Genomic DNA, 2669 nt, shown 5'->3' with positions numbered 1-2669 from the left:
GGACTGATTTTGTTATCTTCATCAATTATAAGAATCTCTTGTTGTTGCTGTGATAAGTAGGTGGGCAAAATAATATTTAATTTTTGAGCCTTTGGCTTTCAGCTTTGGGCATTCGGCAAAAACATATCTATCGTGACTAAAAAACATTTTAACACTCTTTGCCTTGTGCCTGTTGCCTAGTGCCTAAACTCATAAGTTAAATCTAATTGTGCACGATTACTTAATTTAGCTTTTTTGGTTCAATAATTACCTTCTGTGATATATTTCTCGAGGTTAGGTAATCGGTCAAAATAGTATTTAATCAGAGTCGCGTTTTAAGATATTGATAATTATAAATTTCAGTTCACAACTCACAATTCATCATTCAGCACTGATACTGCTTCAACTAACCTTATCAGTAGACAGATACCAAGTCATAAGTCCTGCAAGGGCAGTTGGAATCGCAAAAATTAGAAAGTTGGTGCTCATAGATAATCCTAATCCAATTAAAACACCACCAACGGCTGGGCCAATAATACCTCCTAATCGACCAATGCCAATGGACCAGCCAACGCCTGTAGTTCTGAATTCGGTTGGGTATATACGTGCTGAAACTGCGTACAAGCCAACAAAGCCTCCTTGAATACCAAATCCCAGTAAACCAAAGACAACTATAATCCAATCCGTTCCAACAAAGACCTTGAAAATGGCCATCAAAACCGCCGTTAGAACCAATATGGTTCCTATTGTTTTTTTCAACCCATATTTACTTGAAAAATATCCTTGCGTAATGATTCCGATGAAAGCTCCCAAGTTGAAAACGGTTCCCGCATAAATGGCAAGCTCAATAGATAAACCCGCCGTAGACGCCAACTTTGGTATCCAACTTGTGAGAAAATATAGTGTTGCGAAAGATAAAAATAGCGCTATCCACAACTGAATGGTAGATAATCGAAACGCTGGACTCAATAACAACTTGATAGGAATTTTCTGAAAAGCACTTGGTTTTTCGGGTAAATTAGCGATGGTATCTCTACCCATTTTCAACAATAAATTATTCGCTTTCAGTAAAGCCCCCTCTGGTTGTGATTTTAGGTAAAAATCTAAAGACTCAGCTAAAAAGAAGTAAACCACTGGTACTGAAGCTAATGTACAGCATCCTGCCAATTGAAAAATCGAAGCCCAACCGTAAGTAGGAATAATTTTGGCGGCTACCATTCCTGATAAAACCGCACCAATTGGATACCCTGACAGAGCAAAACTTACCCAAAAATCTTTGGTTTTAACGGGTGCATATTCAGAAGTCAATGCAGCGGTGCTTGCCAGCATACAACCAATACCTAAACCATTGATAAAACGAAAAAATATTAATTGATTAACAGATTCTGCAAAAGAGGTGATAAAAATCGTCAACCCCATCAATAAAGCACTGATAATCATCATTTTCTTACGACCAATCTTATCCGCATAAGGCGCAATCATCAAAGCCCCTACCGACATGCCAACCAATCCCGAACTAAATACCAAACCCAACGCTTCAGCTCCGATACTCCAAGCCTTGGTGATGGCTGGTGCGGCATACGAAATTACCATCACATCCATACCATCGAGCATATTCATCAGAAAACATACCAATATGCTGCTGTATTGCAAAGTGGTCATCTTTGCCGTTTGATTCATCGTTAAATGGGACATAAATTTTTGATTTAGTTAAAAATTACGAATGAGTGAATTGTGATTTTTTTTAAGTGTAATAATTCACAATTCACCCATTCGCAATTCTCAATTCTTTTGGAGCTTAAGCATCTTAATGGCATTTTCTTTCAGAATCAAAGGCTTTACCTGTTCCTTAAAACCTGCTTCGTCAAAGTCTTTGATCCATCTTTCGGGCGTAATCAGTGGGAAGTCCGTTCCGAATAACATCCTGTCTTTCAATAAAGTATTAGCATATTGAACCAGTTGCGGGGGGAAATACTTGGGCGACCAACCACTCAAATCAATATACACATTGGGTTTGTGCATGGCTACAGATAGGGCTTCATCTTGCCAAGGCCAACTCGGATGCGCAATGATGATAGGACAATCTGGAAAATCAATGGCTACATCATCCAAATGAATCGGATTTGAGTATTCCAAGCGAAGTCCACCACCACCACGAACACCACTGCCAAACCCAGAATGACCCGAATGAAAAAGCATAGGCAGTTGATATTCAGCAATGACTTCATATAGATGATAGGCCATTTTATCTTGCGGATAAAAACCCTGTACCGTCGGATGAAATTTAAAGCCTTTTACCCCATAATTTTCAATCAAATCTCTAGCTTCACGTGCGCCCATACGTCCTTTGTGAGGGTCTATACTCGCAAAGGCAATCATGACATCATCGTTTTTTAAAGCACCTTCAGCGACTTCGATATTAGGAATACGGCGCTTGCCAACATTAAATTCTGAGTCTACCGTAAACATCACAAAGGCCATATTTCGCTCACGATAATAATCCGCCGTTTCTTGTATCGTAGGGCGTTTATCCGATTTGAAATATTTTGCAAACGCTTCATCAAACTCGCTCCGATAATCGTCATGCGGTTGACAGCACGATACCTCTGCATGTGTATGTACGTCAATAGCAACTACTTTCTGAATATCAATCATATCTTTCTACAAGTGTTTATTTCATCCAAATATCT

The 2669-nt window shown here is 39.1% G+C and carries 2 protein-coding genes; both read right to left on the bottom strand.

Annotated elements, in window-relative coordinates; genetic code table 11:
- Positions 1 to 381: 381 nt before the first annotated feature.
- A complete protein-coding gene (locus tag ACOVQ4_RS13305) occupies positions 382 to 1674 on the bottom strand; it encodes an MFS transporter (RefSeq protein ID WP_283373717.1) in 1293 nt (430 codons plus the stop codon).
- A gap of 87 nt (positions 1675 to 1761) precedes the next feature.
- Positions 1762 to 2634, bottom strand: coding sequence for an amidohydrolase family protein (locus tag ACOVQ4_RS13300; RefSeq protein WP_205690921.1), 873 nt, complete (start codon positions 2632 to 2634; stop codon positions 1762 to 1764).
- Positions 2635 to 2669: the final 35 nt, after the last annotated feature.

This window comes from Flectobacillus sp. (assembly GCF_049240685.1).
In the GTDB taxonomy this organism is placed as follows: Bacteria; Bacteroidota; Bacteroidia; order Cytophagales; family Spirosomataceae; genus Flectobacillus.
Note: the sequence above shows the minus strand (reverse complement) of the source record. Positions and strands in the feature narration are given on the sequence as shown.

Excerpts from the sequence above, each read along its gene's own strand:
- ACOVQ4_RS13305 (WP_283373717.1), bottom strand. The coding sequence starts at position 1,674 with ATGTCCCATTTAACGATGAATCAAACGGCAAAGATGACCACTTTGCAA.
- ACOVQ4_RS13300 (WP_205690921.1), bottom strand. The coding sequence starts at position 2,634 with ATGATTGATATTCAGAAAGTAGTTGCTATTGACGTACATACACATGCA.